Below are 24,597 nucleotides of genomic sequence, written 5' to 3' on the forward strand. Positions count from 1 at the left end.
TGGCCCATCGCCAACTGCTTAAAGCGGTTTGTCATGCGCGGCCTTGTCGCTAGAAGGCGTTATGCTGACGTTGCCCAACCTGTTGACGCTCTCGCGAATCCTGGCCGTGCCGTTGCTGGCGGGGCTGTTGTGGCAACCGCAATGGGCGCTGGGATACGGCATCGCCTTCATCCTCTATTGTCTGATGGGCATCACCGATTATTTCGACGGCTATCTGGCGCGGGCGAACGGCGCGGTGTCGAAACTCGGCATCTTCCTTGATCCCATCGCAGACAAGATCATGGTGGCCGCCGTCATCCTGGTGCTGGTTGCGGTACAGGTGATCAACGGGGCGAGCGTCATCGCCGGCCTCATCATCCTGCTGCGCGAAATCGCCGTGTCGGGGTTGCGTGAGTTTCTGGCGCAGTTGCAGGTTTCCGTCCCCGTCTCGCGGCTGGCGAAATGGAAGACGACGTTGCAGCTCGTCGCGCTGGGCGGTCTGATCCTGGGCGGGGCGCTGCCCGGCTGGCCCTGGGTGCAGATGGCGGCGTTGGCCGCCTTGTGGGGGGCCGCCGCGCTGACGCTGGTCACCGGCTGGGATTATTTGCGCGTCGGCCTCAAGCATATGGATAGCTGAATGCGCCTGACCATCCTCTATTTCGCCTGGGTCCGGGAACGGATCGGGCAGGCCGAAGACGTCGTGACCATCCCCCCCGAATTGGTGACCATTGCCGATCTGATCACTTGGCTCGCCGCACGGGGCGGGGGCTATGCCGAGGCGATGGCCGCGCCGGAGAGATTGCGGGCGGCGATCGACCAGAATTTCGTCGGTCTCGACGCATTGCTGGCCGGGGCGCGGGAAGTCGCGATCTTTCCGCCGGTGACGGGCGGATGATCCGCGTTCGGGTTTCGGTCGATCCGATCGATGTCGCGGCGGAGATGGCATTGGCCGAACGTCCGGAGGCTGGTGCCGTCGCCAGTTTTTGCGGGCTGGTCCGGGCGGATGACGGCGTCGACAAGCTCGAGCTGGAACATTATCCCGGCGCGACGGAAGCGGCGCTGGAGCGGATCGCCGCCCATGCCGTGACTCGCTGGTCGCTTCAGGCGGCGACGATCGTCCACCGGGTGGGCCCGATGCATCCGGGCGAGCGGATCGTCTTCGTCGCGGCCGCCGCCCCGCATCGCGGCGATGCGCTTGATGCCTGCGCCTATCTGATAGATCGTCTCAAGACCGACGCGCCCTTCTGGAAACGTGAGACCCGCGCAGGTCAGTCCAGTTGGGTCGAAGCGCGAGAGAGTGATGCGGCGGCAGCCGAGCGGTGGCAGGAAGACGAACGCCAGCCATAAAAAAGGCGGGGCCGAAACCCCGCCTCTTCGTCTCACCTGCGACCGACCTTAGCCGATCTTAGGCACGCTGATGCCATTGGTCAGGTGGATCACACCATTGGTCGCGGGCACATCGGCCTTGTCCACATAAGCCTTTTGGCCGTTGACGTCGGTCAGCATGACATTGCCGTTCGGGCCAAGCTGCGCGGTCAGCGGCTGACCGGCCAACGTGGTCAGCGTCGCGGTGCCGTTGCCGGCGGTGATCTGCTGCTTGAGCTGTTCGGCGGTCACCTTGCCCGAGACGACGTGGTATTTCAGGATGGTCGCCAGCGCGGCCTTGTTTTCCGGCTTGCTCAGATTGTCGAGCGCACCAGCCGGCATCCGGCTGAACGCTTCGTCGCTGGGCGCGAAGACGGTGAACGGTCCTGGGCCCGAAAGATCGGCGGTCAGGCCGGCGGTGGTGACCAGCTTGGCCAGGGTGCTCCGGTCGGGCGTTGCCGCCAGAACCTGCACGACCGTACCGGCCGCAACCGGCGTAGCCTGGGCCGGAGCCGGAGTGGCAGGTGCGGGCAGGGTCTGGGCGGGGGGAGTCTGGGCCGGGGCGGTCTGAGCCTGGGCGACGCCGGCCAGCATGGTGGCCGAGGCGAAAATGGCGACAGTCTTCATCATTAAAAGCTTACTCCTACTATTGGTGGCGGAGCGCGTGCGCATCACACCACGAATGAAGAGACGAATGCCCGATCCGGTCACGAAGCGGGCATTCCGGAGAAGTAACGTTCTTAATCCAGTTTTGGTACCAGCACGCCGTTCACAATGTGGATCATGCCATTGGCCTGACGTTGGTCGCCCGCTTCGATATAGCTCTTGTTGCCGCTCGCATCGCTCAGAGTGATGATCGATTGTGTCATGCTGAGCGTCAGTGGCTCGCCCTGGACGGTCATGATCGTTGCGGTCCCACCGCCCGCCGCGATTCGCTGCTGCAGGTCGGAGATGGTGACGACCCCGGGCAGCATATGGAAACGCAGCAGCCGCACCAGCGAGCCGTGATTGGCGGGCTGCAGCAACTGTTCCTGCACTCCAGGTGCCAGGCGTGCAAAGGCGGCATTGGAGGGGGCAAAGAGCGTGTACGGCCCGGGGCCGGCGAGCGTGGTCGACAATGAAGCGGCCCGGATCGCTGCGACCAGCGAGGACAGGGACGGCGTGGCGGCCGCATTGTCCAGGATCGTACGCGTCGGAGCCATGGGCTGGTCGGCGCTGACGGGCGGCGTCGTGCCGCCGTCGGGGGCGGCCGGTGCGGTCGTGGAGGAGGGGGTCGCCGGAACCTCCCGTGCATCGCGTCCGCGCCCGCAGGCGCCGAGCATCACCAAAGCGGTGAGCGGCAACAGGGTCATCAACGGCCGTATGTTCCGGGTCATGGGCCAGTCTCCTTGGAAGATGAAGGGCGATATCGAGGGCAAAGACGCCGCAGCGGCGCGACGGTTGCGCGTCAGGCGGCTTCCGCCAGCACCTGCGCCAGCAGACGGAAGTCCTTCTCGCGCGGGCTGGCCCGGCGCCACACCAGAGCGATCTTGCGCATGGCATTTTCGGCATCGAGGGGGCGCGCGGTGATATGGGTGTTGTCGAGAATACCCGAGCGCAGCGCCATTTCGGGCAGCATCGTCATGCCCAGCCCATTGTCGACCATCTGCACGATCGTGTGGAGCGAGGTGCCCAGCATCGTCGCCTCGGCACGCAGTTCGGGGCGATTGCAGGCGGCGAGCGCATGATCCTTCAGGCAGTGGCCGTCCTCGAGCAGCAGCAGCCGATTTTCGTCGATCGCGGCCGCCGGAATGGCCGAGGGCGGTGCATTGTCTTCGTCGGTGGGAAAGGCGACGAACAGTCGGTCGTCGAACAAGGGTTCCGCTGTTACCTCACCGCAGGCGAAGGGCAGGGCGAGGAGGACGCAGTCGGTGCGGCCATTGTGGAGGCGCTCGCAGGCCGGCGCACTCGGCTCCTCGCGCAAGAAAAGCTTCAGGTCCGGATAGTCGTGGCGCAGCCGAGGCAGGATGCGCGGCAGCATGAACGGGGCGATGGTCGGGATGACCGACATCCGCATCTCACCCGACAAGGGCCGGCCGGCGGCGCGGGCCATGTCGCCCAGTTCGTCCGCCTCGCGCAGCACACGCCGGGCCTTGTCGGCGATCCGCTCGCCCAGCGGCGTGAAGCGCACCACGCGCCGCGTCCGCTCGACCAGCGTCACGCCAATCAATGTTTCCAACTCGCGCAGGCCCGCCGACAAGGTCGATTGCGTGACGAAGCACGCATCGGCCGCGCGCCCGAAATGGCCATGGTCCTGCAGGGCCACGAGATATTGAAGCTGTTTCAGTGTCGGTAGGTAGGTCGCGGCCATTGATCGTCTCAGTCGATTGCGATTTGACAAATAGCTTGTTGGATCAACGGCGCCAGTCCCCATATCCGTCACTGCAACGAATACAGGCGGGATAGCCGCCGATCGTTGCAGAGGATGGCCTGAAGCCGAATTTTGGGAAGAGAAGGAGGCACATTGCCATGTTGACCGTTGGAGACAAGCTCCCCGCATTCACCGTTCCCGTCCAGCAGGGTACCAACGCGCTGCCCGCTGGCGAGACGATCAGCGATACCTCGTACGAGGGCAAGTGGAAGGTCCTGTTTTACTGGCCGAAGGATTTCACCTTCGTGTGCCCGACCGAGATCGTCGGCTATGCGCAGTTGAAGGACGATTTCGCCGATCGTGACGCCGTGCTGATCGGCGCGTCGACCGACACCGCGCATGTCCACCTGGCATGGCGCAAGTCGGATCCCGATCTGGCCGCGGCCGATTTTCCCTGGATCGCGGACAATGGCCGCGTCCTTGCCGACGCGCTGGGCATCGTCGACAAGAATGAGCATGTCGCTTACCGCGCGACCTTCATCATCGATCCCGACAATGTCATCCAGCACGTCACCATCAACGGCCTGAACGTCGGTCGTAACCCGCAGGAAACCCTGCGTGTTCTCGACGCGCTGCAGACCGACGAGCTCTGCCCGTGCAACTGGAACAAGGGCGACGACGTCCTCCAGCTCGCGGCCGAATAATCTTCGCGTCGGGGGGCGGCAGCGTCCCCCCGGCCTGTCTTTTCGATGCCCCGGCGAGGGTTGTCGGTCTTCCCGATCGACAGTCCGGACTGGGGCATCGTGTATCTGGAGCATGAATATGTCGCTCAAGGAATTTGCCGGGCAATTGCCCGATTTCGCCAAGGACATCCGCCTGAATGTCGGCTCGCTGCTGAACGAAGCGGTGCTGAACGACCAGCGCAAATACGGCCTGCTGCTCACCTGCGCCCATGGCTCGGGCTATAAGCCGCTGGTCGAGGCCGCCGAAGCCGAATGCGCGCCCAAGCTGTCGCCCGAGGCGGCGACCGCGGCACGTGCGGCGGCAGCGGTGATGGCGATGAACAATGTCTATTATCGCTTCACCCATCTGGCCGGGAACCAGGAATATCGCAACATGCCGGCCAAGCTGCGCATGAACGTGATCGGCGCGCCCGGCATCGACAAGATCGATTTCGAGCTGTTCAGCCTGGCGGTGTCGGCGATGAACGGCTGCGGCATGTGCATCGACGCGCATGAGGCCGTACTGAAGAAGTCGGGCGTCTCGGCCGAGATCATCCAGACGGCGGTCCGGATCGCGGCGGTGATGCAGGCGGTGGCGACGACGCACTCGGCCGTCGCCTGATCCTGTCGCGGACGCCCCGCCCATGGTGGGGCAGGGCGTCCGGACAAAACTTACTTGAACGCGTTGTAGAGACCCCAAAGGCTGGTCAGGGTCACGATGATCCCGACCATCAGCAACAGCTTTTGCGGCGGCACCCGCTTGGCGAGCATTGCGCCGAAGGGGGCGGCGAAGATCCCGCCGATCAGCAGGCCGACCGTCGCCATGGTGAAAGCGGCCCAGCCCATCTGCGTGATGAACGTCGCCGAGATGGTGGCGGTCAGGAAGAACTCGGCGGTGTTGACCGTACCGATCGTCAGGCGCGGTGCCGCGCCCTGTGCCAGCAGGTTGGACGTGACCACGGGGCCCCAGCCGCCGCCGCCCGCCGCATCCAGAAAGCCGCCGATCAGGCCGAGCGGCTCGACGATCTTGGGCTCGCGGACATTCGGGCGATGCCGGAGCGCGCGGATCAGCAGATAGACGCCGATACCCGCCAGATACATCAGGATGAACGGCTTCACGACGGCTGCATCGATGTTGGACAGGACATAGGCGCCAAGCGCACCACCGATCACGCCGGGGATCATCAACCGCAGGAAGAGCTTCCAGTCGACATTGCGGTGAACCGCATGGCTGATCCCCGATACCGCGGTGGTGAAGGTCTCGACGCTGTGCACGCCGGCCGATGCTGCGGCGGGCGGGACGCCGAGGCTCATCAGCAAGGTATTGGAAATCACCCCGAAGGCCATGCCCAGAGCGCCATCGACGACCTGCGCGGCAAAGCCGACGGCGACGAACGGCAGGATATGAATCAGGTCGAAGCTGCTCAGGTCCATTGTATCTCCTTGCCCTTTGCCCGAAAGGGCGGTGACGCCGGACATGCCGTTTGCCGCTATATCCTGCAACAAAGATAGACTTTAGGGGTGTGGTCCGGTTCCCGTGTTTGGCTGGAATTTGTCGAATGCTGTGCCTAAATGCCGGTATCGCATATGGGGACATGCTCATGCCGAGCCGATTGGCCGCTTATCTCGATTCGATCCGGGCCCGTGATCCCGCACCACATTCACGCGCGGAAATCCTGCTCTATCCGGGTGTCTGGGCCTTGGCGGGGCATAAGGTCGCGCACCGGCTGTACCGGGCACGGGCCTTCTTCCTCGCGCGGCTGGTCAACCATTTCACCCGCTTCCTGACCGCGATCGACATTCATCCCGGCGCCAAGATCGGACGCAATTTCTTCATCGATCACGGCTTCGTCGTCATTGGTGAGACGGCCGAGATCGGCGATGACGTGACCATTTATCAGTGCGTGACGCTGGGGGGCACCAGCCCGGACAATGGCGTGGCGGGCAAGCGCCACCCCACGCTGATGGACGGCGCGATCGTCGGATCTGGCGCGCAGGTTCTCGGCCCGATCACGGTCGGACCGCGCGCGCGGGTCGGCGCCAATGCCGTGGTGACTCGCGATGTGCCCGAAGGTGCGGTGATGGTCGGCATCCCGGCGCGCCCGACCATGGTCGAGGGCGGCGCGGCGCCCGAAAAGCGCTTCGTCCCCTATGGAACGCCCTGTTCCGAGCTGTTCGATCCGCAGACCCAGAAGGTCGAAAAGCTACGCTGTGAACTCGATACGCTGCGCCGCCAACTCGACATGCTGCTCGCCGAGCAGGAAGAGAAGCGCGACCGCGCCTGATGGGGATCGTGCCCTTTCCCCGCGCGCCTAGCCAGGTCGGGTTCGAGCGGGCCGAACTGACGCGCATTCTGGACTTGTACGGGCGAATGGTCGCGGCCGGTCATTGGCGGGACTATGCGATGGATTTGGGCCGGGACGCCGCGATCTTTTCGGCCTTTCGCCGTACGGCGGAGCGGCCTGAATATCGCATCGAAAAACGCCCCGCGCTCCGCAATCGACAGGGCATGTGGGCGCTGATCGGCGAGGGTGGCATGGTATTAAAACGGGGCCACGAACTGGGCCCGGTCCTCGCCCCCGTCGAGCGACGGCTGCTGAAACTGGTGGACGAATAGGTCCCCCGGCCTGTCATGAGAAAAGCGCCGGCCCTCCTGTGAGAGCCGGCGCCTTCTTTATCCTAACCGTTCAGTATCGGACGATTACTTGCCGCCGCGCTGACGGCACTGGTCATACTGACCCTTCTTGCAGATCGGATAGCTTTCGCGGGCGGCGGGCGGCGGGAAAGCCTGTTCGGGGCTCGGCGCCTGCTTGAACACGATCGGAGCACCCGCCTGCGGCGTACCGGCGAGGGCGGGCTGGGCGGGCTGATAGCCTCCGGCCGTCTCGGTGCCGGCCGATGCGCTCATACCGGCCTGCGCCGACATGGTACCATCGGTGGTCGAGGTCGTCGTGCTGGCCTGACCCTGAGCCTGGGTCTGAGCGGCCGCGTCCGCCTGGGTGGTATCCTGAGCGAAGACGGGCGCGGCGATCAGGGCCGTGGCCGCCAGAAAAACGAGCTTCATGCGAATCTCCTATTCAGAAGCGCAAGTGCGTTAGCGCGGGATGAGGAACGCCCCACCCGGCACTTGGCTCCCTTGTTTCGCTTCCGACCCGATTACAGATGCATTTTTCATCCATTTTCGGATCGAATGCGGGGAGATCAGACGCCGGCGTCCAGCGAATAGCCCGCCGAGCGGACAGTGCGGATGATATCGGGCCGATCGCCAATGTTGATCGCCTTACGCAAGCGGCGGATATGCACGTCGACGGTGCGGCTTTCGATATCCGAATCATGGCCCCAGACCGCATCGAGCAACCGCTCGCGCGAGAAGACCCAGCCCGGATGCTCCAGGAAATGCTTGAGCAGGCGGAATTCGGTGGGCCCGAGCGAGACGACCTCGCCCGCGCGGCGGACCTTGTGACCCACCGTATCCATCTCGATGTCCGCATAGACCAAGGCTTCGCCGGCCAAGGCAGGGCGGACGCGGCGAAGGACGGCACCGACGCGCGCGACCAGCTCGCGCGGCGAGAAGGGCTTGGTCACATAATCGTCCGCGCCCGTCTCCAGCCCGCGCACGCGGTCCTCTTCCTCACCGCGCGCGGTCAGCATGATGATCGGCACATTGGCGGTCTCCGGCGCGCGGCGCAGGCGGCGACACACCTCGATCCCCGAAATCCCCTCGACCATCCAGTCGAGCAGGACGATGTCCGGCGTGTTCTCGCGCGCCAGCAGCAGCGCCTCCTCGCCATCGGGGGTGTGGACGACCTCGAAATCCTCGCGCTTGAAATGGAAGACGAGCAGTTCCGCCAGCGCGGCGTCGTCTTCGACCAGCAACATCTTTACCCGTGCCATGGTGCCTGTTCCCTCAAGAAGGCAGAGTGCCGCTGCGGTCACGCTCGCCCATTTGCGTGCCCGTGGCGGCGAAATAGACCATCTCCGCGACGTTCGTCGCATGATCCCCGATCCGTTCGAGATTCTTGGCGATGAACAGCAGGTGCGCGACCTGTCCGATCGTCTTGGGATTCTCGACCATATGGGTGACGAGCGTGCGGAAGATGGAATCGTAGAAATCGTCGAGCGCGGTGTCGCTGTCGCGCACGCGGATCGCCGCCTCGGCATCGCGCGCGGCGAAGGCATCAAGCACGTCATGCACCATCGCCGAGGCGATCTTGGCCATGGCGGGCAGGATCGAGATCGGCTCGATCCGATCCTCGCTCTCCAGCATGGGCACGCGCTTGGCGATGTTCTTGGCATAGTCGCCGATACGTTCGACGACGCTGGCGATCTTGAGCGCGGCGACGACCTCGCGCAGGTCGTTGGCCATGGGGGCCCGGAGGGCGATCGTGCGCACGGCCAGTCGCTCGACCTCGGCCTCGATCAGGTCGATCGCCTTGTCGTCCTCGCGCACCTTGCGCGCCAGTTCCAGATCGGAGCGCTGCAGCGCCTTGATCGCATTGGCGATCGCTTCCTCGGCCAATCCGCCCATCTGGCTGATCAGTCCGCGCAAGCGGCCGATATCGTTGTCAAAGGCTTTTACGGTGTGGTCCATGATCCTCGTCCTCAGCCGTAACGGCCGGTAATATAGTCCTTGGTCCGCTCTTCCTTCGGGTTCGTGAAGATGTCGGACGTCTTTCCATACTCGACCAAGGTGCCGAGATGGAAAAAGGCGGTACGCTGCGAAACGCGGGCCGCCTGTTGCATGTTGTGCGTGACGATGGCGATGGCATAGCGGCCGCGCAGGTCGTGGATCAGTTCCTCGATCTTGGCGGTGGCGATCGGGTCCAGCGCGCTGCACGGCTCGTCCATCAGGATGACTTCCGGATCGACCGCGATGGCGCGTGCGATGCACAGACGCTGCTGCTGGCCGCCCGACAATGCGGTGCCGCTTTCGGAGAGGCGATCCTTCACTTCGTTCCAAAGGCCGGCGCGGGTCAGCGAACGCTCGACGATCATGTCGAGCTCGCCGCGCGAATTGGCCAGGCCATGGATGCGCGGGCCATAGGCCACATTCTCGTAGATCGACTTGGGGAAGGGATTGGGCTTCTGGAACACCATGCCGACCCGTGCGCGCAACTGCACCACATCCATCTCTGGCGCGTAGATATCTTGCCCGTCGAGGCGCACGTCACCCGACACCCGCGCCGAGGGGATGGTGTCGTTCATCCGGTTGAGCGTGCGTAGGAAGGTCGATTTGCCGCAGCCCGACGGGCCGATAAAGGCGATGACATGGTCCATGTCGACATCGATCGAAATGTCGTGGATCGCCTGTTTGGCGCCATAGGACACGCTGACGTTGCGCGCAGTTATCTTGGGGGTGCTCACCAGCGTGTCTCAAAGCGATTGCGGAGGTAGATGGCCAGCCCGTTCATCGCGAGCAGGAAGACCAGAAGGACGATGATCGCGGCCGAGGTCTTTTCGATGAAGCCCCGATCGACCTGATCGGACCAGAGGAAGATCTGGACCGGCAGCACGGTCGACGGATCGGTCAGCCCGCGCGGCGGTGCCGCGATGAAGGCGCGCATGCCGATCATCAGCAGCGGCGCGGTCTCGCCCAGCGCGCGGGCCATGCCGATGATCGTGCCGGTTAAGATGCCGGGCAGCGCGAGCGGCAGGACATGGTGAAAGATCACCTGCACCCGTGAAGCCCCAATCGCCAGCGCGGCATCGCGGATCGAGGGCGGCACCGACTTGATCGCGTTACGCCCGGCGATGACGATGACCGGCATCGTCATCAGCGCGAGCGTCAGACCGCCGACCAGGGGGGCAGAGCGTGGCAGGCCGAAGGTGTTGAGGAACACCGCCAGCCCCAACAGGCCGAAGATGATCGACGGCACCGCCGCCAGATTGTTGATCGACACCTCGATCAGGTCGGTCCAGCGGTTCTTGGGCGCATATTCTTCCAGATAGAGAGCCGCCAGCACCCCGATCGGGAAAGCGAGCGCGAGCGTGACCAGCATGGTCAGCAGCGAGCCTTTGGCCGCGCCCCAGATACCCACGCGCGTCGGGTCGGTCGCATCGGCATCGGTCAGGAAATTCCAGTTCCATCCTGTCGACAGTACCCGCTGTTGCCGGAGACGTGCGACCACCCCTTCCGCATCGGGGGTGCCTTCGCCCTTGGCGGCGACATCATAGGGGCTGGCGACCGGCAGGGTGAAGGTGACCGTGCGGTGGAGGATCGACGGATCGCCCTTGATCGCATCGCGCACGATCAGCCATGCGCCGGGCGACAAGAGGTTCGCGCCGTCGCGACCGAACCGCATGGTGGCGGCCGTCGCGACCGCATCCTCCAAGCCGGCACCAGCCAGGGCAAGATCGGCGCTGCGCCCCTTCACCCGCGACGGCTCGATCGGCAGATCGGCATGGGCGAGATTGACCGGCAGCGTGACCTTCGTCTCGGTAAAGCCGCGAATGCCCTGCGCGACCATCGTGATCAGCAGAAAGGCCAGGAAGGCAGCCGACAGCGCCACCGCCGCCAGGCCCAGAAGCCGGAAGCGCCGCTCGGCCGCATAACGCCGGCGCAGTCGCCGCGCCATGGCCGGGCTGTCCCAGAGGGTGGGGCGGACGGGCGCATCGTCCGCAGGGGAGGACGGCCGATTATTCATAGGTTTCCCGGTAACGCTTCACGACCGTCAGCGCGACGATGTTGAGCAGCAGCGTAATGATGAACAGCGTAAGGCCGAGCGCGAAGGCTGCCAGGGTCTTGGGGCTGTCGAACTCCGCCTCGCCGGTCAGCAGATCGACGATCTGACGCGTCACGGTGGTCGTGCTGGCAAAGGGATTGGCGGTCAGTGTGGCGACGCCGCTGGCCGCCATGACGACGATCATCGTCTCGCCGATCGCGCGACTGACCGCCAGCAGGACGCCGCCCACCACGCCGGGCAGCGCCGCAGGCAGCATGACGCGGGTGATCGTCTCCGACGGGGTCGCGCCCATCGCCAGGCTGCCGTCGCGCATCGCATTGGGCACGGCGGCCAAGCTGTCATCGGCCATGGACGATACGAAGGGAATGATCATCACGCCCATGACCAGCCCGGCGGCCAACGCGCTTTCGGACGACGCCCAGTCGATCCCGATCGCAACCGCGAATTGCCGCACGGCCGGCGCGACGGTCAGCGCCGCGAAATAGCCATAGACGACGGTCGGAATGCCCGCGAGCACCTCCAGCACCGGCTTCATGATGCGGCGCGCGCGCGGGGCGGCATATTGGGTCAGATAGATTGCACTCAACAGGCCGAAGGGAATGGCGACCGCCATCGCGATCACCGCACCGATGAAGAAGGTCCCCCAGAACAAGGGCACCGCGCCCAGCGATGCTCCGGGATCGCGCGGGTCGATGACCTGCGGGCTCCAATGCGTGCCGAACAGGAAATCGGTGATCGGCACGACCGAGAAAAAGCGTCCCGCTTCGTAGAGCAGTGAGGCGACGATGCCGGCGGTCGTCAAAATCGCGATCAGCGAGGCGCCGAGCAGCAGCCCCAGAATGACGCGCTCGATCCGGGTTCTCGCCGAGAAATCGGGCCGCACGCGCAAATAGGCATAGGCGCCGCCGGCCAGCGCCAGCATCAACACGACGACCGTCGCGATCCAGTCGATGCGGGTTTGCGCCGCGTCATAAGCCGGAGCCAGCACGCGCGAGAGCGGGTGGAAGGCGCCGTAAGCCCGGCCCGCCGCCAATGCCCGCGCCTCCGACAGGATCGCGGCACGCTCGAAGCCGGGCGCCGGGAGCTGCGCGGCGCCGGGGGTCCCCAGCACCATATCGGTGACGAGCGCGGGTGAGGTCGCGGCCCAGATGGCGAGAAACAGCAGCGGTGGCGCGGCCGTCCAAAGGGCGACATACCAGCCATGATGATGCGGCAGCGAACTGATCCGTGTGCCCGTCCGCCGCCGAAAGCCCAGCGCGCGCATCCGAGTGGTCGCCCAGGCGATCAGGCCGAGCCCGACGATCAGGATCAAAAGGACGACGCCGGTCATGACGGCAGGGCCGCAGGGTCGAGCGTGACCTCGCCGGCGATGATCGCCCGCGAGCGCGCCTGGATCGCAGGCGGGGATGCGATCAGCCCGCGGCGCACCAGGGGCCCCTTCTGCCCCCAATTGTCCGCATAGAGGATCAGGAACTGGCGAAGACCGGGAATGGCGTCGAGATGCGCCTTCTTCACATAGACATAAAGCGGTCGCGAACCCGGATAGCGATCCTCGGCGATCGCCTGATAGCTGGGCGCAACGCCGTTGATCGCTACGCCATCGACGATGTGACGGTTTTCCTCGAGATAGGAATAGCCGAAGATGCCGATCGCATTGGGATTGGACTGCAGCTTCTGAACGATCAGATTGTCGTTCTCGCCTGCGTCGATATAGGCTCCGTTCTCGCGAACGCGCGTGCACATCAGGTGATGCGCTTCCGGATCGCGCTTGGCCAGTTCGGCGGCTTCGGGTTCGACCGCGTCGCAGCCATGCGCCATGATCAGCTCGGCCAGCGCGTCGCGCGTGCCGCTGGTGGCGGGTGGGCCATAGACCTGGATCGGAATGGCGGGCAGCGCAGGGTTCACATCGCGCCAGGTGCGTGCGTTATTCGGCTGTCCGCCGGGCCGTGCCGCGAGCGCCCGGTATATGTCGGCGGTGGTCAGCGCCATGCGCGGCCCACGCTTCGACACTGCAAAGGCGATGCCGTCGATGCCGATCTGCACTTCGAGCAGCGCCTTGACGCCATGCGAAGCGCAATCGCGATATTCGCTGGCCTTCATGCGGCGAGAGGCATTCTCGATGTCCGGATGTCCGGCACCGATGCCGGCGCAGAACAGCTTCATGCCGGCGCCCGTGCCGGTCGACTCGATCACCGGCGCCTTGGCCTCTGGATCGGCAGCGACAAAGCGTTCGGCGATGATGGTGGTAAAGGGATAGACCGTCGAAGAGCCCACCGCCGTGATCTGGTCGCGCACGCCCGCGCCGCCGCCATTGGCCTGATCGTGACAGGCCGCCAGCGCGAACATCGCGGCGAATAGGCAGGGCAGGCGCATCGATTTCCTTGAGCCACCGGAACAGGTGCGGGACTGGCGCTGCCATGCCCGCCATACTCCCGTGTGACATTTCTATTGCTCTTTTGTGACACCGACCTCGGAAACGACTTTTATGTTGGTCTTCAATGGCGGTAGCCGCACCGTGACCGTCGTTCCCATGCCCACTTCACTGGTGATTTCCAGCCGCCCGCGATGCCGCTCCACGATATGCTTGACGATGGCAAGACCCAGGCCGGTGCCGCCGATGCTGCGGCTGCGCCCCGAATCGACACGATAAAAACGCTCGGTCAGGCGCGGGATATGGCCGGCGGCGATTCCCTCGCCACGGTCGGCGACGCTCAGGCGAAGCATCTCGCCATCCCGGTTGAGCGACACGCGGATCGGCGTTTCGACGCGCCCATATTTCATCGCATTGCCGATCAGATTGTGCAGCATCTGAGACAGTTGGGCCCGATCACCGGCGATAGGCGGCAGGTCCTCGGCCAGATCACAGGCGATATCTTCGGCGCGAGGCGAGCCGGAGTCGAGAAACTCCTCCCAGACATCGTTGACCAGGTCGGCCAGGTCCATGGACTGGGCCGGCTGGCGATATTTGTCCGCCTCGATCCGGCTGAGCGAGATCAAATCCTCGACCAGCCGTTGCATCCGGCGCGCCTCGTCGAACATGACCTTCAGGAAGCGGGCGCGGATTTCGGGATCGTCGCCAGCCTCGTCGCCCAGTGTCTCGATGAAACCGAGGATCGAGGCGAGGGGGGTGCGAAGCTCGTGGCTGGCATTGGCGACGAAGTCGACGCGCATCCGCTCGGCCGCGTCATGGCCGGTCTGATCGATCAGATGGACGACACGTTGGCCATTGGTGACATCCGCCACCCGCATCTCCCAGCGATGATCGAGCGATCCCAGGCCGACCAGCGAGATGGGCTGTTCGAGTTCGACCGATCCGGGCGCCATCAGGCGTTCGGCAGCCGCCGGGTGGCGGATCGCGATGCGGGCATCTTCACCCACGATATGGGCACCCAGCAACGTGCGGGCCGCGCGATTGGCCAGGATGACCCGGCCACCCTCGATCAGCAGCACCGGCTCGATAATGGCATCCAGCGCCTCGGCGAGCAGGGGAGATAGCGTCGTGCCTTGCTCCTCGCCGCTATCCTCATCATCCTCGCCCGCCTGTTCGCCTTCGCTCGCAACCAGTGCGGCGGCGATCCCGCCGACCAGGGTGATGATCGCGGGACCAGGCCCGGCCAACAGGACGACGACGACGGCCGCGACGACCGCCACGATGATGGCCCACAAGGTGCGAATGCCGAATCCCATGGCGCATCGATGTAGCGGGCGCGGGGCACCCTGTCTTCCTCCCAGCTTGGAGCAGATGAGCGCCCCCCAGGCGCTTGTCCCACCGCATCGAATGTGGGAAATCACCAAGGACATGGACGAAATGCCGCCAACGCCCTCGGAAAGCGAGGAACTGATCCCGGGAACCGACGCTTCCGAAGCGGGCGTGACCAGCCGGCGTGCGCTGATGCTGGGCGCTTTGGGGGCGAGCACGGTGGTGGCGATCCGCCCGGCTCTGGCGCAGACGACGGGGTCGGTGCTGACCTGCGAAATCCCGATCCCGGATCAGGCACGCGCGGGCAGCTATATCGCGCTCGACGGATCGACGGTACCGGCGCGCACCCTGTTCGCCTTCGCGCCGCCCAGCCGACCCTATACCGGCGAAGAGGTGAAGCGGGCTTTGCAGGGCGGCATGCTGCCCAACACCAATTATTTCAGCAACCAGGCCTATCTGAATTATATCCGGCGGTTGCAGCGCGGACAGGGCGGCTTCACTTGCTATGCCTCACTCCAGATGCCGGGCGGCTGATCGGTGGCGGAGCCGCGCTATCGCACGGTCGCGGCGGAACTGATCCTGGTCGAGCCGCTCGACATTTTCACTGCGGTCTTTCACCGCCCCTCGGGCATCACCCATCTGCTGACCGAGCCGGCGCCGCAAGTCATGGAGGCACTGGCCGGGGACCCGCTCACGCTGGAAGCACTGATGGCGCGGCTGATGCGGGATTACGATCTGGACGCCACCGACGCCGCAGCGACTTTGCAGGCGCGGCTGGACGAACTGGAGGCCGCCGGGCTGGTCGATCGTCCGTGAGGCATTCGATGACCCTGCGCGTCGGGCCGGTCGGCTTCCGCATCGGCTCGGATTGGCGGGCGCCGATCGCGGCGGTCGCGGATTTGTACCAGGATTATCCATGTGCCGAATTCGCCGACTATACGGTGCGGCTGGAAGCCGAGCATGTCTGGCGGCGCTGGATACGCCCGTCGATCCGGATCAGCGGCGATTATCGTTTGCCCGAAGCGGCGCCGTTGCCGTTGTGGCAGGGCTTGCTGGCGGCCGAACTCGGCATGAATTTGCAGATGGCGCTGGGGCATCGCCGCCATCTGCTTCTGCACGCTGCCGTGGTCGAACGCGACGGCCGCGCCGTCATCATGAGCGGCATATCGGGGGCCGGCAAATCGACACTCGCTTTGCTCCTCGCCCAGCGTGGTTGGCGCTTTCTGAGCGATGAATTTGCGTTGATCGAACCGGCAAGCGGCATGGTCGTGCCCTTTCCAAGACCGGTCAGCCTCAAGAATGAAAGCCTTTCGTCCATTTCCATGGGCAGCAGGGTCGGGCCGCTTCTCACCGGAACACCCAAGGGGGATATTCGCCACGTTGCCCCCGATCCCGCAGCACTGGCGGCCATGGATCGACCGGCAAAACCGGCTTTGCTGCTCTTCCCGCGTTTCGGTTTTCCGGAGGCGACACGCGTCCTTCCCCCGGCGGAGAGTTTCGTCCGGCTGACCCAGGCGTCGACCAATTACGTTGCACTCGGTGAAGCCGGCTTTCACGCGCTCACGCGGCTGCGTGCGACGATACCGGCGATCGCCTTTGACTATCCCGACGGTCCGGCGGGTGTCGCGGCGGTCGAGAAACTATGGGCGGCGCTATGACGCCATCGGCCAGACTGGTTTCGCTATTGCGTGATCCGAGTGAGGGGCTGGCACTCAGCCTTGCCGAGTGGATGAACGTGCTGACCGTGGCCCGCGCCGAATTGCTGCTTGCCAGCCTGGCGCACCGGTTGGATGGCCTGGCTCTGCCGGCCGCGGTCATGACAGTGCTGGACGATGCCCGTGCCGAGGCGCGGGAAGGGCGTCGTATTGCCCTTTGGGAGGCCAACCGGGTGGCCCATGCGCTGACCGAGCTGAATTGCCCCGTTATCCTGCTGAAGGGCACCGCATTCGTTGCGGCGGGGCTTGCCGCAGGCCAGGGACGGTCGATCGGCGATTGCGACATCCTGCTACCCAAAGCCCTGCTCCCTGAAGCGGAGGCGCTATTGGTACGCGGCGGCTGGGAATGGGTGAAACCCAATCCCTATGACGATCTCTATTATCGTCGCTGGATGCACGAATTGCCGCCGCTGATCCATCGCGAGCGCGATCGGATGCTCGACGTGCATCACACCATCCTTCCTCCGACCGCGCGGCCGACACCCGATGCCGAAGCGATGATCGCCGATGCCGTTCCGTTGGACGGCGGGCTATCCGTCCTGTCGCATAACGACATGATCATTCATGCCGCCGCTCACCTCTTCGCCGATGGTGACCTTTCGGGCGGTTTGCGCAATCTCTGGGACATTCATGCACTGGTCGTAGAGGGCGGCGCGGAGGGATTGGAGGCCCGGGCGGCGCATCATGGTCTGGCGACGGCCGTCGGTCGTGCAATGCGTTTGAGCCATGCCTTTTACGCGACGCCGGTAGCGCCATGCTGGCAGCGTCTCACGATCATCGATCGGTTATTCCGTCGCCGTATGCTGTCCCGCGATGGCTGGGGGCGGGGGCGGCATCCCGTCACGCGGCTGGGCTTCTACATCCGGTCACACCTGATCCGGATGCCGCTGCCGCTGCTGCTCCGTCACCTTTGGATCAAGTGGCGGAAGGGCCAAGTCGCTCCAGCGTCGGAATGAGCGTGTCATAGCCGTCGATGATCGCATCGGCGCCCAGCGTCTCAACCGGCTGGCTGAGAAAGCCGAAGCGGCAGGCGACGACCGGCAGGCCCGCGGCGCGGGCCGCCTGAACGTCGAAGATCGAATCGCCGATAAAGGCCGCCTTGCCGCCCCCGCACTGATCGACCAACGCCTGGATGGGAACGGGCGAGGGCTTAGCCACGCCCAGCGTATCGCCGCCGATTATCGCCGCGAACCGATCGGTCAGGCCGAGCGCGCCCAGGATCGCTCGGGCGAAACGCTCCAGCTTGTTGGTCATGATGCCCATCGTCACGCCGCGCTCGGCCAGCGCATCGAGCGCCTGGATGGCGCCGGGAAAGGGGGCGGTATGAACGGCCAGGTTCGCTTCGTAATAGTCGAGTAGCCGGCGATGCAGCGTATCCAGCGTTTCGTCGTCACAGCCGCCGGTCGCATCTAGTCCATGGCGCAGCATGGCACGCGCGCCCCCGCCGATCATCGGCTTGACCGCCTCGACGCTCAGCGGATCGCGCCCGATCGAGGCCAGCGCATGGTTGACGGCGGCGGCGAGATCGCCGCTGGTGTCCAGCAGCGTGCCGTCCAGATCGAACCCGACGATGGAGAAGGGAAAACCGTGCGGTGAATTGACGTCCATGATCGGTCCCGATGCAGTCTCCGGCTGGCTTTGGCCGGAAATCCATGGCAGGCGCAACCGTCATGACGAGACCAGTCGCCGCCATCATTCTCGCCGCGGGTAAGGGCACCCGCATGAAATCGGACCTGCACAAGGTCCTCCACCCCATCGCTGGGCGGCCGATGCTGCTCCATCTGATCGACAGCGTTGGGCAATTGTCGCCCGAGCGCGTGGTCGTCGTGACGGGCGCGGGCCGCGAACAGGTGGAGGCGGCGGTCGCGCCGTTGGGCGTCGGCACCGCGCTCCAGGCCGAACAGCTCGGCACCGGCCATGCGGTAGCGCAGGCGCGCGAGGCGCTGGCGGGCTTTGAAGGCGATGTCCTCATTCTTTACGGCGATGTACCGCTGGTCGAAACCGCAACGATGCGGCGGATGATCGATCGGTTGGGCCAAGGTGATTGCCCCGCAGCCGTGGTGCTGGGCTTCCGCCCGAGTGACCCGGCCGCTTATGGCCGGGTCATCGCCGATGCCGATGGCCGGATCGATCGCATGGTCGAGTTCAAGGATGCCAGCATCGAAGAGCGCGCCGTAACCCTCTGCAATTCCGGGTTGATGGCGGTGCGCTCGGAGGATTTGTTCGGCCTGCTCGACCGTGTCGGCAACGACAATGCGGCGGGCGAATATTATCTGCCCGATATCGTGATGCTTGCCGCCAGCGATGGCCGCCATTCGGCGGTGATCGAGACCGAGGCGGGCGAGGTCGCCGGCGTCAACAGCCGGGGCGAATTGGCGGTGGTCGAGGGCGATTGGCAGCAGCGTCGCCGCACTCGCGCCATGGTCGAAGGGGCGACGCTGATCGCGCCCGATACCGTCTGGTTCTCTCACGACACGAAGATCGGCCGCGATGTCGTGATCGAGCCGCATGTCGTCTTCGGTCCCGGCGTCCAGGTCGCTGACGGCGTCACCATCCATGCTTTCAGCCATCTGGAAGGCGCAAAGGTCTCGAGTGGCGCGGATATCGGGCCTTATGCCCGGCTTCGTCCCGGTGCCGATGTGCGGGAAGGCGCACGGGTCGGCAATTTCGTCGAGATGAAGAAGGCGGTGCTCGGCCCTGGCGCCAAGGCCAACCACTTGACCTATCTGGGTGATGCCGAGGTCGGGGCCGGTGCCAATATCGGCGCGGGCACGATCACCTGCAATTATGACGGCTTCCTCAAATATCGCACCGTGATCGGTGAGGGAGCGTTTATCGGTTCCAACTCCGCGCTGGTCGCACCGGTCACGATCGGGGCGGGCGCCATTGTCGGGGCCGGCGCGGTGGTGACGAGCGATGTCGAGGCCGATGCGCTGGCGTTGGTCAGGGCCGAACGGCAGACCAAGGCCGGCTGGGCCAAGCGTTTCCGCGAAATGATGACGGCCAAGAAGGCCGCGAAGAAGGCTGGGGAGTAAAAGAGTATGTGCGGTATCGTAGGAATTCTGGGCGGCGAGGATGTCGCCGAGCGTCTGCTCGATGGCTTACGCCGTCTGGAATATCGCGGTTATGACTCGGCGGGGATCGCGACGATCGACCATGGTTCGATCGAACGGCGCCGCGCCTCGGGCAAGCTGATCAATCTGGCGCGCGAACTGGCCGCGCATCCGCTGCCCGGCACGATCGGTATCGCGCATACCCGTTGGGCGACGCATGGCGGCCCGACGACCAACAACGCTCACCCGCACGCCACCGATCATGTCGCGGTTGTCCACAACGGGATCATCGAGAATTTCAAGGCACTGCGCGAAGAACTGACGGCACGCGGCCGTGTCTTCACCAGCGAGACCGATACCGAGGTCGTCGCGCATCTGGTCAGCGAGAAGGTCGAACAAGGGCTCGACCCGGTTGCGGCGGTCCGCGAGGTTTTGCCGCGCCTGCACGGCGCCTTTGCGCTTGCCATCCTCTTCCGTGACCAGCCCGATCTGCTGATCGGCGCGCGGCTCGGCTCGCCGCTGGTCGTCGGGTACGGCGATGACGAGACCTATCTAGGCTCGGACGCGCTGGCGCTCGCGCCGCTGACCCAGCGTATCGCCTATCTGGACGAGGGCGACTGGGTCGTCTGCACCCGGGAAGGCGCGCAGGTCTATGACCGCGACAACAACCCGGTCGAACGCCCCGTGACGATCTCGGGCGTGACCGGCGCGCTGATCGACAAGGGCAACCATCGCCACTTCATGCAGAAGGAAATCTACGAGCAGCCGATCGTCGTCGCCCAGACGCTGCGCTCCTATCTCCAACGGCTGGAGGGCAAGATCGCATTGCCCATTCCCGATTTTGACCTGTCAGGGATCAAGCGCGTCACGATCGTCGCCTGTGGCACCAGCTTCTATGCCGGCATGGTCGCCAAATATTGGTTCGAGCAGTTTGCGCGCGTGCCGGTCGATATCGATGTCGCGTCCGAATTCCGCTATCGCACGCCGGTGATGGAGCCGGGCGGGCTGATGATCGTCATCAGCCAGTCGGGCGAAACCGCCGACACGCTGGCGGCGCTACGCCATGCCAAGAGCGAGGGGCAGACGATCGCGGCGGTGGTCAACGTCCCCACCAGTTCGATGGCGCGCGAAGCCGACCTGCTGCTGCCCACCCATGCCGGGCCGGAGATCGGCGTCGCCTCGACCAAGGCCTTTACCTGCCAGTTGAGCGTGCTCGCCGCGCTGGCCGCCAATCTCGCCAAGGCCAAGGGCCGCCTGACGGCGGACGAAGAAAAGCAGATCGTCCGCCACCTCGCCGAGGCGCCCGCCGCGATCAACGGCGCGCTGGCCTATGACGAGGCGATCGAGGGCATGGCGGGCGCTATCGCCGGGGCGCGCGACGTCCTGTATTTGGGCCGCGGCACCGACTATCCGCTGGCGCTGGAAGGCGCGCTGAAGCTGAAGGAAATCAGCTATATCCATGCCGAGGGCTATGCCGCTGGCGAGATGAAGCATGGCCCTATCGCTCTCATCGACGAATCAGTGCCGGTCATCGTCATCGCACCGTCGGGCCCGCTGTTCGAAAAGACCGTGTCGAACATGCAGGAAGTGCAGGCGCGCGGTGGCAAGGTCGTGCTGATCTCCGACTATGACGGGATCGAGGCGGCGGGCGAGGGTTGTATCGCGACGATCACCATGCCCAAGGTGCACCCGCTGATCGCGCCGATCGTCTATGCGGTGCCGGTCCAGTTGCTCGCCTATCATGTCGCGGTGGCCAAGGGCACCGATGTCGACCAGCCGCGTAACCTGGCCAAGAGCGTCACCGTCGAATAACTGTCCATTTACGTCAGATTAAACGTCTTTGGTTACCGTCATTTTTGTAAATTAGCGTGAGAGTGATGGTAACCGGATGCGTATTCTGATCGTCGACGACGAAGCGGCCGTTCACGCCAATTATGACCGGTGTTTTTCGTCAGCGGGCGCGGAGGCCAATGGGCCTGTTGGCGCCGAGCCGGAGCCGCTTGGCGACGTCCGCCACTGCTTTCAGGGTGAGGAGGCGGTGGCGCAGGTCGAACAAGCGCTAGGGGCAGGTGAGCCCTTCGCGGTCGCCTTCATCGATATCCGCATGCCGCCCGGCATCGATGGCCGCGAAACGGCGCGGCGTATCCGGGCGCTCGATCCCGATATCCACCTGGTGATCGTGACCGGCTATACCGATTTCACGCCGGCCGAGATCAGCCAGGTTGCCGGGCCCGCCGACAAGATCTTCTACATCGCCAAGCCCTTTGCCCCAGCGGAGGTGTCGCAGACCGCCATCGCGCTGTGCCATCGGTGGCAGAATGACCGTGAACTGGCCCAAGCCCGTGCGCAACTGGCGGCGCAGGTCATCGCGCTGGAGGAAAAGTCGGCCGAACTCGAAGCCAATGAAAGCCGCGCGATGCACATCGCGATGCACGATCCGCTGACCGATGCCCCCAACCGAGCCGCTTTCCTGCGCGGGCTGACCGAACGCGGACGGATGCCCGGCCGGTTCGTGACGGCGATGATCGATCTCGATCGCTTCAAGCTGGTGAACGACACGCTGGGGCATCTGGCCGGGGACGAACTGATCCGCGAGGTCTGCACGACCTTGCAGCAGTACGCGCCCGCCGGGGCTTTGGTCGCACGTCTGGGCGGTGACGAGTTCGGGATCATCTTCGATAGTGCAGACGAAGGCGTGGCCGTCGCCGCTTGCGAGCGGATCGTGACGGCCTGTGCCAAGACCTTCAGCATCCTGGGGCATTCCGTACGCTGCGGGGCGTCCTGCGGCCTGGTGATGAGCGACGAAGCGAGTGAGCGCGATCCGACCGATCTGGTGCGCCGGGCCGACATGGCGCTGAACGACTCCAAGCGGTCCGGCCGGGGCATGGTGCGGGTATTCGACGAGCGGATGGACGAGGGCATTCGCGTCCGGCGCCTGGTCGAGGCTGGCCTGGCCGAGGCGATCGTCCGCGACGAACTCACCCTGGTCTTTCAGCCGATCGTGGGGCGCGGCGATCTGGGCATTGCGGGTTTCGAGGCCCTGGTCCGCTGGCGCAATCCGGACCATGGCGTCGTCAGCCCGGCGATCTTCATTCCGATCGCCGAGGAAAGCAATCTGATCCACCAGTTGGGCGACTGGGTGCTCGACGAAGCGCTGGCGCAGGTGCGGCATTGGCCCGATCAATATGTCTCGGTCAATTTCAGCCCGATCCAGTTCCGTCGATCGCATTTCGTCGGCCATATCCTGGACAGTGTCCGCCGCGCCGGGGTCGACCCCGCCCGCGTCCAGATCGAGATCACCGAAACCGCCATCTTCGACGATGCCGAACGCGCGGCGGAAACCTTGTGCGAGTTGCGTCGGCTGGGCTTCCGGATCGCTCTGGACGATTTCGGCACCGGCTATTCCAGCCTCTACAATATCCGCAAATTCGCGCTCGATTGTCTGAAGATCGACCGGAGCTTCATCGACGGCATGGGCCGTGAGCGGGAGTCTGCCGCGATCGTCCATTCGATCATCCATCTCGGCCGGGCCCTGGGCCTGGGCGTGGTGGCCGAAGGGGTCGAGACTGAAGCACAGGCGCAGGCGCTGCGGGTGGCCGGGGCAAGCCATTTGCAGGGCTTTCTCTTTTCCCGCCCCGTTGCTCCGGGCGAAGCGCGCAAACTGGCCGCGCGGCGGGCCCTGCCGATGATCCCCGTCGCCGAAGATGCTCCGATCAGCGCCTTTGCATGATCGGGGTAAGTTGATCGGGACATGGCCTGACCATCACAGCGGTAGCTCCACCTGCACCGGACCACTGGCTGTCATGCCTTCGTCCTGATCCGCCGCGCTCAGACCCGACAAGGTCAGCCCCAGCAATCGCACGCCGCCCTCGATCGGCAGTTGCTGATCGAGCAGCGCCAGCCCCATGGCCAGGAAGCTCGCGCGGTCGGTGACGCCTTGACTGGACGATCGCGCACGGGTGATCGTCCGAAAGTCGCTATAGCGCAGCTTGAGCGTCACGGTTCGGCCGATCGCGCCACTGCGCTCGATACGGATCCAGGCCGCCTCGACCACCTTTTCCAGGGCCGCATGGAGCGCATCCCGCTCGGACAGGTCCGTCTCGAAGGTCCGCTCGGCGCCGACCGACTTGGCCACGCGCTGTGCCCGGACCGGGCGATGGTCGATGCCCCGGGCCGCGCCGTACAGATACTCGGCGTAGCTGCCGAAATGCCGGTGAAGGAAATCGCGGGGCTGATCGCGCAGGTCGGCCCCCGTCAGAATGCCCAACGCCTCCATCTTGCGCGCGGTCACGGGGCCGACACCGTGGAAGCGCTTGACCGGCAGCGCGGCGACGAAGCCCGGTCCATGATGTGGCGGGATGACGCAGATGCCGTCGGGTTTGTTCTGGTCCGATGCCAGCTTGGCGATGAACTTGTTGTAGCTGACGCCGGCAGACGCGGTGAGCCCGGTCTCGGCCAGGATCGCGGCACGGATCGCCTCGGCGATGGCGGTGGCCGAACCCAGGCCGGCGCGGTCCTCGGTCACGTCCAGATACGCCTCGTCGAGGGAAAGCGGTTCGATCAGGTCGGTGTAGCGCGCGAAGATCGCCCGAATCTGCTGCGAGATCGAACGATAGACGTCGAAGCGCGGCGGCACGAAGATCAGGTCGGGGCATCGTCGCAGCGCCGTGACCGACGGCATGGCCGACCGAACGCCAAAGGACCGCGCTTCATAGCTCGCCGCCGCGACCACGCCCCGCGCCCGCGACCCGCCCACCGCCACGGGACGTCCGCGCAACCCCGGATCATCGCGCTGCTCGACCGACGCATAGAAGGCGTCCATGTCGACATGGATAATCTTGCGGTTGATCAGAGGCGTGTCAGGTTCGTCGCTCAATGGGGTAGTGCTCGTCCACCAACCGGCCGTCGGGAGCCGGACAGCGTCGCTTGATCCCCCGATATTAGCGCGCAATCCTGCTCCGCGCGAGCAAAGAATGGAACAAAAGAAAAACAGTCTGCCCGTTGGCCCCATCGGACAGGGCAGGCCTGGA

Annotated in this window: 28 protein-coding genes; 14 read left to right on the forward strand and 14 right to left on the reverse strand. The window is 65.1% G+C overall.

Translation table 11 applies throughout. The features are described from left to right. Positions 1–61: 61 nt before the first annotated feature. Genes pgsA through SP6_RS04745 form a run of 3 tightly spaced genes read left to right on the forward strand, consistent with a single transcriptional unit; the run spans position 62 to position 1,326 of the window. A complete protein-coding gene (gene pgsA / locus SP6_RS04735; protein WP_007403249.1) occupies positions 62–616 on the forward strand; it encodes a CDP-diacylglycerol--glycerol-3-phosphate 3-phosphatidyltransferase in 555 nt (184 codons plus the stop codon). Next, entirely contained in the window at positions 617–874 is a 258-nt protein-coding gene (moaD, locus tag SP6_RS04740; RefSeq protein WP_007403245.1) for a molybdopterin converting factor subunit 1, read from the forward strand. It begins immediately after the preceding gene. Continuing rightward, positions 871–1,326, forward strand: coding sequence for a molybdenum cofactor biosynthesis protein MoaE (locus SP6_RS04745; protein WP_007403432.1), 456 nt, complete (start codon positions 871–873; stop codon positions 1,324–1,326). The genes moaD and SP6_RS04745 overlap by 4 nt, the downstream gene beginning before the upstream one ends. Before the next feature lie 48 nt (positions 1,327–1,374). On the opposite strand, the gene SP6_RS04750 is transcribed toward SP6_RS04745, so the two are convergent. The 3 genes from SP6_RS04750 to SP6_RS04760 form a co-directional block, all read right to left on the reverse strand. After that, on the reverse strand, positions 1,375–1,974 hold the full coding sequence (locus SP6_RS04750; RefSeq protein ID WP_007403611.1) for a fasciclin domain-containing protein: 600 nt from the start codon (positions 1,972–1,974) through the stop codon (positions 1,375–1,377). Between the two features lie 110 nt (positions 1,975–2,084). Further along, complete coding sequence (locus SP6_RS04755) at positions 2,085–2,720, reverse strand: fasciclin domain-containing protein (RefSeq protein WP_113667472.1); 636 nt, start codon at positions 2,718–2,720, stop codon at positions 2,085–2,087. A gap of 71 nt (positions 2,721–2,791) precedes the next feature. Beyond that, positions 2,792–3,694, reverse strand: a complete 903-nt coding sequence (locus tag SP6_RS04760) for a hydrogen peroxide-inducible genes activator (protein WP_007403424.1) — start codon at positions 3,692–3,694, stop codon at positions 2,792–2,794. Between the two features lie 158 nt (positions 3,695–3,852). Between SP6_RS04760 and SP6_RS04765 the strand changes: the two genes are divergently transcribed. Together SP6_RS04765 and ahpD are read left to right on the forward strand one after the other, a co-directional pair. Further along, complete coding sequence (locus tag SP6_RS04765) at positions 3,853–4,398, forward strand: peroxiredoxin (RefSeq protein ID WP_007403328.1); 546 nt, start codon at positions 3,853–3,855, stop codon at positions 4,396–4,398. Positions 4,399–4,516: 118 nt separating this feature from the next. Then, on the forward strand, positions 4,517–5,038 hold the full coding sequence (gene ahpD, locus SP6_RS04770; RefSeq protein ID WP_007403632.1) for an alkylhydroperoxidase, AhpD family: 522 nt from the start codon (positions 4,517–4,519) through the stop codon (positions 5,036–5,038). 50 nt (positions 5,039–5,088) lie between these two features. Here the strand turns inward: ahpD and SP6_RS04775 are convergent, their stop codons facing one another. After that, positions 5,089–5,850: a sulfite exporter TauE/SafE family protein gene (locus SP6_RS04775; RefSeq protein ID WP_007403352.1), complete on the reverse strand. Its 762-nt coding sequence runs from the start codon at positions 5,848–5,850 to the stop codon at positions 5,089–5,091. Positions 5,851–6,017: 167 nt separating this feature from the next. On the opposite strand from SP6_RS04775, the gene epsC reads away from it, so the two are divergent. Beyond that, entirely contained in the window at positions 6,018–6,701 is a 684-nt protein-coding gene (gene epsC, locus SP6_RS04780; RefSeq protein WP_037567678.1) for a serine O-acetyltransferase EpsC, read from the forward strand. Further along, positions 6,701–7,033: a DUF2794 domain-containing protein gene (locus SP6_RS04785; protein WP_007403532.1), complete on the forward strand. Its 333-nt coding sequence runs from the start codon at positions 6,701–6,703 to the stop codon at positions 7,031–7,033. The genes epsC and SP6_RS04785 overlap by 1 nt, the downstream gene beginning before the upstream one ends. Before the next feature lie 84 nt (positions 7,034–7,117). Here the strand turns inward: SP6_RS04785 and SP6_RS04790 are convergent, their stop codons facing one another. From SP6_RS04790 to SP6_RS04825, 8 genes are all read right to left on the reverse strand, one after another. After that, positions 7,118–7,480, reverse strand: a complete 363-nt coding sequence (locus SP6_RS04790) for a hypothetical protein (RefSeq protein ID WP_007403387.1) — start codon at positions 7,478–7,480, stop codon at positions 7,118–7,120. 137 nt (positions 7,481–7,617) lie between these two features. Continuing rightward, positions 7,618–8,310, reverse strand: a complete 693-nt coding sequence (gene phoB, locus SP6_RS04795; protein ID WP_007403353.1) for a phosphate regulon transcriptional regulator PhoB — start codon at positions 8,308–8,310, stop codon at positions 7,618–7,620. Between the two features lie 13 nt (positions 8,311–8,323). Next, a complete protein-coding gene (gene phoU, locus SP6_RS04800; protein ID WP_007403517.1) occupies positions 8,324–9,007 on the reverse strand; it encodes a phosphate signaling complex protein PhoU in 684 nt (227 codons plus the stop codon). A gap of 11 nt (positions 9,008–9,018) precedes the next feature. Then, positions 9,019–9,780, reverse strand: coding sequence for a phosphate ABC transporter ATP-binding protein PstB (pstB, locus tag SP6_RS04805; RefSeq protein WP_037567542.1), 762 nt, complete (start codon positions 9,778–9,780; stop codon positions 9,019–9,021). Beyond that, positions 9,777–10,991, reverse strand: a complete 1,215-nt coding sequence (gene pstA / locus SP6_RS04810) for a phosphate ABC transporter permease PstA (RefSeq protein WP_007403634.1) — start codon at positions 10,989–10,991, stop codon at positions 9,777–9,779. The genes pstB and pstA overlap by 4 nt, the downstream gene beginning before the upstream one ends. 61 nt (positions 10,992–11,052) lie before the next feature. Further along, positions 11,053–12,429, reverse strand: a complete 1,377-nt coding sequence (pstC, locus tag SP6_RS04815) for a phosphate ABC transporter permease subunit PstC (protein WP_007403376.1) — start codon at positions 12,427–12,429, stop codon at positions 11,053–11,055. Next, positions 12,426–13,472 (reverse strand): substrate-binding domain-containing protein, encoded by a 1,047-nt coding sequence (locus tag SP6_RS04820; protein WP_007403293.1) that lies wholly within the window; start codon positions 13,470–13,472, stop codon positions 12,426–12,428. Before SP6_RS04820 ends, pstC begins: the two co-directional genes overlap by 4 nt. A 72-nt stretch (positions 13,473–13,544) precedes the next feature. Continuing rightward, positions 13,545–14,786: a sensor histidine kinase gene (locus tag SP6_RS04825; RefSeq protein WP_007403526.1), complete on the reverse strand. Its 1,242-nt coding sequence runs from the start codon at positions 14,784–14,786 to the stop codon at positions 13,545–13,547. Positions 14,787–14,898: 112 nt separating this feature from the next. On the opposite strand from SP6_RS04825, the gene SP6_RS04830 reads away from it, so the two are divergent. Genes SP6_RS04830 through SP6_RS04845 form a run of 4 tightly spaced genes read left to right on the forward strand, consistent with a single transcriptional unit; the run spans position 14,899 to position 17,470 of the window. Continuing rightward, positions 14,899–15,333 (forward strand): hypothetical protein, encoded by a 435-nt coding sequence (locus tag SP6_RS04830; RefSeq protein WP_037567672.1) that lies wholly within the window; start codon positions 14,899–14,901, stop codon positions 15,331–15,333. A gap of 3 nt (positions 15,334–15,336) precedes the next feature. Continuing rightward, positions 15,337–15,615, forward strand: a complete 279-nt coding sequence (locus SP6_RS04835) for an HPr-rel-A system PqqD family peptide chaperone (RefSeq protein ID WP_007403224.1) — start codon at positions 15,337–15,339, stop codon at positions 15,613–15,615. Between the two features lie 8 nt (positions 15,616–15,623). Continuing rightward, positions 15,624–16,457 carry an HprK-related kinase A gene (locus tag SP6_RS04840; RefSeq protein WP_007403489.1) on the forward strand — a complete coding sequence of 278 codons (834 nt, stop codon included), beginning with the start codon at positions 15,624–15,626 and terminating at the stop codon, positions 16,455–16,457. Further along, positions 16,454–17,470 carry a nucleotidyltransferase domain-containing protein gene (locus tag SP6_RS04845; protein ID WP_082052427.1) on the forward strand — a complete coding sequence of 339 codons (1,017 nt, stop codon included), beginning with the start codon at positions 16,454–16,456 and terminating at the stop codon, positions 17,468–17,470. The genes SP6_RS04840 and SP6_RS04845 overlap by 4 nt, the downstream gene beginning before the upstream one ends. Here SP6_RS04845 and SP6_RS04850 read toward each other — a convergent pair. After that, entirely contained in the window at positions 17,430–18,122 is a 693-nt protein-coding gene (locus SP6_RS04850; protein ID WP_007403337.1) for an HAD-IA family hydrolase, read from the reverse strand. The two genes, SP6_RS04845 and SP6_RS04850, sit on opposite strands and share 41 nt — an antisense overlap. 62 nt (positions 18,123–18,184) lie before the next feature. Here SP6_RS04850 and glmU point away from each other — a divergent pair, with 62 nt between their 5' ends. From glmU to SP6_RS04865, 3 genes are all read left to right on the forward strand, one after another. Then, a complete protein-coding gene (glmU, locus tag SP6_RS04855; RefSeq protein WP_037567670.1) occupies positions 18,185–19,549 on the forward strand; it encodes a bifunctional UDP-N-acetylglucosamine diphosphorylase/glucosamine-1-phosphate N-acetyltransferase GlmU in 1,365 nt (454 codons plus the stop codon). A gap of 6 nt (positions 19,550–19,555) precedes the next feature. Next, on the forward strand, positions 19,556–21,379 hold the full coding sequence (gene glmS, locus SP6_RS04860; protein WP_007403370.1) for a glutamine--fructose-6-phosphate transaminase (isomerizing): 1,824 nt from the start codon (positions 19,556–19,558) through the stop codon (positions 21,377–21,379). A 76-nt stretch (positions 21,380–21,455) separates the two neighbouring features. Next, the gene (locus SP6_RS04865; RefSeq protein ID WP_007403615.1) at positions 21,456–23,297 is read left to right on the forward strand and encodes a two-component system response regulator; all 1,842 of its coding nucleotides are present in this window, start codon (positions 21,456–21,458) and stop codon (positions 23,295–23,297) included. A 33-nt stretch (positions 23,298–23,330) separates the two neighbouring features. Here SP6_RS04865 and dinB read toward each other — a convergent pair whose 3' ends face one another. Beyond that, positions 23,331–24,443, reverse strand: coding sequence for a DNA polymerase IV (gene dinB, locus SP6_RS04870; protein ID WP_007403520.1), 1,113 nt, complete (start codon positions 24,441–24,443; stop codon positions 23,331–23,333). Positions 24,444–24,597 lie beyond the last annotated feature (154 nt).

Source organism: Sphingomonas paucimobilis NBRC 13935 (assembly GCF_000739895.2).
GTDB lineage: Bacteria > Pseudomonadota > Alphaproteobacteria > Sphingomonadales > Sphingomonadaceae > Sphingomonas > Sphingomonas paucimobilis.

What these genes read in the sequence shown, in the direction of transcription:
- phoU (WP_007403517.1), bottom strand. Translation starts at nt 9,007, where the DNA reads ATGGACCACACCGTAAAAGCCTTTGACAACGATATCGGCCGCTTGCGC.
- SP6_RS04820 (WP_007403293.1), bottom strand. Translation starts at nt 13,472, where the DNA reads ATGCGCCTGCCCTGCCTATTCGCCGCGATGTTCGCGCTGGCGGCCTGT.
- phoB (WP_007403353.1), bottom strand. Translation starts at nt 8,310, where the DNA reads ATGGCACGGGTAAAGATGTTGCTGGTCGAAGACGACGCCGCGCTGGCG.
- SP6_RS04850 (WP_007403337.1), bottom strand. Translation starts at nt 18,122, where the DNA reads ATGGACGTCAATTCACCGCACGGTTTTCCCTTCTCCATCGTCGGGTTC.
- SP6_RS04865 (WP_007403615.1), top strand. Translation starts at nt 21,456, where the DNA reads ATGCGTATTCTGATCGTCGACGACGAAGCGGCCGTTCACGCCAATTAT.
- epsC (WP_037567678.1), top strand. Translation starts at nt 6,018, where the DNA reads ATGCCGAGCCGATTGGCCGCTTATCTCGATTCGATCCGGGCCCGTGAT.
- SP6_RS04845 (WP_082052427.1), top strand. Translation starts at nt 16,454, where the DNA reads ATGACGCCATCGGCCAGACTGGTTTCGCTATTGCGTGATCCGAGTGAG.
- glmS (WP_007403370.1), top strand. Translation starts at nt 19,556, where the DNA reads ATGTGCGGTATCGTAGGAATTCTGGGCGGCGAGGATGTCGCCGAGCGT.
- SP6_RS04775 (WP_007403352.1), bottom strand. Translation starts at nt 5,850, where the DNA reads ATGGACCTGAGCAGCTTCGACCTGATTCATATCCTGCCGTTCGTCGCC.
- SP6_RS04765 (WP_007403328.1), top strand. Translation starts at nt 3,853, where the DNA reads ATGTTGACCGTTGGAGACAAGCTCCCCGCATTCACCGTTCCCGTCCAG.
- pstC (WP_007403376.1), bottom strand. Translation starts at nt 12,429, where the DNA reads ATGACCGGCGTCGTCCTTTTGATCCTGATCGTCGGGCTCGGCCTGATC.
- glmU (WP_037567670.1), top strand. Translation starts at nt 18,185, where the DNA reads ATGACGAGACCAGTCGCCGCCATCATTCTCGCCGCGGGTAAGGGCACC.
- SP6_RS04830 (WP_037567672.1), top strand. Translation starts at nt 14,899, where the DNA reads ATGGACGAAATGCCGCCAACGCCCTCGGAAAGCGAGGAACTGATCCCG.
- SP6_RS04840 (WP_007403489.1), top strand. Translation starts at nt 15,624, where the DNA reads ATGACCCTGCGCGTCGGGCCGGTCGGCTTCCGCATCGGCTCGGATTGG.
- SP6_RS04785 (WP_007403532.1), top strand. Translation starts at nt 6,701, where the DNA reads ATGGGGATCGTGCCCTTTCCCCGCGCGCCTAGCCAGGTCGGGTTCGAG.
- SP6_RS04790 (WP_007403387.1), bottom strand. Translation starts at nt 7,480, where the DNA reads ATGAAGCTCGTTTTTCTGGCGGCCACGGCCCTGATCGCCGCGCCCGTC.
- pgsA (WP_007403249.1), top strand. Translation starts at nt 62, where the DNA reads ATGCTGACGTTGCCCAACCTGTTGACGCTCTCGCGAATCCTGGCCGTG.
- moaD (WP_007403245.1), top strand. Translation starts at nt 617, where the DNA reads ATGCGCCTGACCATCCTCTATTTCGCCTGGGTCCGGGAACGGATCGGG.
- SP6_RS04825 (WP_007403526.1), bottom strand. Translation starts at nt 14,786, where the DNA reads ATGGGATTCGGCATTCGCACCTTGTGGGCCATCATCGTGGCGGTCGTC.
- ahpD (WP_007403632.1), top strand. Translation starts at nt 4,517, where the DNA reads ATGTCGCTCAAGGAATTTGCCGGGCAATTGCCCGATTTCGCCAAGGAC.
- SP6_RS04755 (WP_113667472.1), bottom strand. Translation starts at nt 2,720, where the DNA reads ATGACCCGGAACATACGGCCGTTGATGACCCTGTTGCCGCTCACCGCT.
- pstA (WP_007403634.1), bottom strand. Translation starts at nt 10,991, where the DNA reads ATGGCGCGGCGACTGCGCCGGCGTTATGCGGCCGAGCGGCGCTTCCGG.
- SP6_RS04745 (WP_007403432.1), top strand. Translation starts at nt 871, where the DNA reads ATGATCCGCGTTCGGGTTTCGGTCGATCCGATCGATGTCGCGGCGGAG.
- SP6_RS04760 (WP_007403424.1), bottom strand. Translation starts at nt 3,694, where the DNA reads ATGGCCGCGACCTACCTACCGACACTGAAACAGCTTCAATATCTCGTG.
- SP6_RS04750 (WP_007403611.1), bottom strand. Translation starts at nt 1,974, where the DNA reads ATGATGAAGACTGTCGCCATTTTCGCCTCGGCCACCATGCTGGCCGGC.